General features: G+C 65.8%; 1 protein-coding gene. It reads left to right on the top strand.

Annotated features, from left to right (window positions below; all coding sequences use genetic code 11):
* Positions 1-2,997: condensation domain-containing protein (locus tag C7G61_RS42400; protein WP_145963820.1), on the top strand; the 2,997-nt coding region annotated here is incomplete at both ends.

The following is a 2,997-nucleotide window of genomic DNA, read 5'->3' as shown; positions in this document are numbered from 1 at the left end:
GGATGCGGCGCCGCCTCTGCTGCTGGCCGATGCGGCGGGACGATCGGCGCTGGGCGGCGATGCGCTACTCGATCTGACGGTGGTCGACCTGGAGACGGCGACCCCGGCGTGGGCGCAGCTGCCGGCCTGCGATCCGGACCCACGCACCCTCGGTCTGACCTCGCGCCATCTCGCCTATGTGATCTACACCTCGGGATCCACCGGAACGCCCAAGGGTGTCATGGTCGAGCATCGGGGATTGGTCAATCTTATAGCATGGCATGTGCAAACGTTTTGTCCGCAACCCGAAACCTGCTGTGCGCTCACGGCTGGAGTAGCATTCGATGCCAGCACTTGGGAGCTATGGTCTGCGTTATGTAACCGCAGCACATTGCTGCTCCCGCCCAGAGCGCCGGCAGGAGATTCTCTCCTTTTGCTGCAATGGTGGCGTGATCAATCGCTGGACTCCGCCTTTTTGATCACGCCGCTCGCCACGATCGCGTTAGAAGATAAGCTGGTAAATCCCACATTGGAGTACTTGCTTGTTGGCGGGGATCGTCTCCAGCGTGTGCCTGCGCCTCTACCAGCGGCTCTCAAGCTAATAAACAACTACGGCCCTACTGAAGTGACGGTCGTGGCGACCTCGGGACGGCTTTTCGTCGACATTGTGCCGCATATCGGCCGTCCGATTGCGAACACGCGGGTCTATCTGCTGGATGGTGATGGCGCGCCTGTTCCGTTTGGGGCCGTAGGGGAGCTTTACATTGGCGGGGCGGGGGTCGCGCGTGGCTATCTGAACCGGCCCGCGCTGACGGCGGAGCGGTTTGTGGCCGATCCGTTCAGCACTGAGCCGGGGGCGCGGATGTACCGCACCGGGGATCTGGCGCGGTACTTGCCGGACGCCAATCTGGCGTTTTTGGGCCGCAACGACGACCAGGTGAAGATCCGCGGCTTCCGGATCGAGCCCGGCGAGATCGCCGCACGGCTTTGCGAGCACGCGTTCGTGCGCGATGCGGTGGTGGTGGCGCAACAGGATCGCACCGGCGAGACGCGTCTTGTCGCCTATGTGGTGTGTGCGCCCGAGGCGGCATCGGAGGAGCTGGATGGAGCCGAGCTTGCCGGCGCCTTGCGCGCGCATGTGAGTGCGCGGCTGCCGGACTACATGGTGCCGTCGGCGTTCGTGCGGCTGGCGGCGCTGCCGCTGACGGCAAACGGCAAGCTCGACCGCAAGGCGCTGCCGATGCCTGAGGATGAGGCCTATGCGCGCCGCGCCTATGAGCCGCCGCAGGGCGAGATCGAGACCGCGCTGGCAGAGATCTGGGCGGAGCTTCTCGGGGTCGAGCGGGTCGGACGCCACGACCACTTCTTCGAACTCGGCGGCCACTCGCTCCTGGCGGTGCAGCTCTTGAGCCGGCTGTCGCGGGCTGTTGGTGTCGAACTGCCGCTGACGAGGCTGTTTGCCAAACCGGTGCTGGCCGATCTGGCGGAAAGCGTGGTCGAGATGAGCCGCCGCGGTCCGCAAGACCTCCCGGCCATTGTGGCCGTGTCGCGTGATGCGCCGCTCGTGTTGTCGTTTGCGCAGCAGCGGCTGTGGTTTTTGGCGCAGCTGGATCAGGGCAGCACGAGCTATCACATGCCGCTGGCGTGGCGGCTGCAAGGTGCGCTCGACCGCAGCGTCTGGCAGCGCAGCCTTGACCGGTTGCTGGCACGGCATGAGGCGCTGCGCAGTGTCTTTGTCGCCTCAGAGGGTGAGCCTCGGGTCGAGGTTCTGCCGAAGGATGCGGGGCTGCCCGTCACGGAGCATGATCTGCGCGCCCGGGGAGATGCGGACGCCGCGCTTTTGGAGCTGTGCCGTGAAGAGGCGCGCACGCCGTTCGATTTGGCGCGGGGGCCGCTGATCCGCGGCCGGCTGATCCGGATGTCGGACGAGGAGCACGTCTTGCTGCTGACCCAGCATCACATTGTCTCGGATGGCTGGTCGCTGGGCGTATTGGCGCGTGAACTCAGTCAGCTGTACCGGGCGTTTGAGGCTGGACAAGACGATTCGCTGCCGCCGCTTGCGATCCAGTATCCGGACTATGCCGCCTGGCAGCGGCGGTGGCTAACAGGGGAACGGCTGCAGAGGCAGGCGCAGTATTGGCGCAACAATCTATCTGGCGCGCCGGCCCGTCTGGCCTTGCCGACGGACCGGCCGCGGCCGGCAGAGCAGTCGTTTGCCGGGGCCATGGTGCCTGTCGTGATCGATGCGGATCTGACGCGGGGCTTGAGGCGGCTGAGCCAGCGGCATGGCACGACCTTGTTCATGACGGTGCTGGCGGCGTGGGCGGCGGTGCTGTCGCGTCTGTCGGGGCAGGACGACATAGTGATCGGGGTGCCGAGCGCCAATCGCGGTCGGCGCGAGGTCGAAGAGCTGATCGGCTGCTTCGTCAACACCCTGGCGCTTCGGCTTGACCTGTCGGGGGAGCCGAGCGTGTCGGAGCTGTTGGCGCGGACGCGGCGCACGGCCTTGGGAGCGCAGGAGCATCAGGACCTGCCGTTTGAGCAGGTGGTGGAGATCGTGCAGCCGCCACGGCGTCTTGATCACACGCCGTTGTTCCAGGTGATGCTGGCCTGGCAGAACAACGCCGCCCCGGCCTTCGACCTTCCTGGGCTGCGTGTGGAGGGGGCGGCAGACGGCTTCGATCAGGTCAAGTTCGATCTGGAGCTGAACCTTTGCGAGCATGGCGAGGTCATCGCGGGAACGCTGGGCTATGCTACGGCGCTGTTCGATCAGACGACAATCGAGCGGCAACGAGGCTATCTGCTGGCGCTGCTGCAGGCGATGGTTGCCGATGCGCGGCAAGAGGTCGGGCGCATTGAGCTGCTGCCGGCCGACGAGCGGGCGTATCTGCTGGAGGAGCTGAACCGGACGGCGGCGGAGTATCCTGAGCAGCAGTGCATCCATGAGCTGTTCGAGGCGCAGGTGGGCAAGGCGCCGGATGCGGTGGCGGTGGTCTATCAGGACCAGCGCTTAAGCTA

This window comes from Bradyrhizobium algeriense (assembly GCF_003062295.1).
Classification (GTDB): domain Bacteria; phylum Pseudomonadota; class Alphaproteobacteria; order Rhizobiales; family Xanthobacteraceae; genus Bradyrhizobium; species Bradyrhizobium algeriense.
This window is presented reverse-complemented; position numbering and strand designations above follow the sequence as displayed.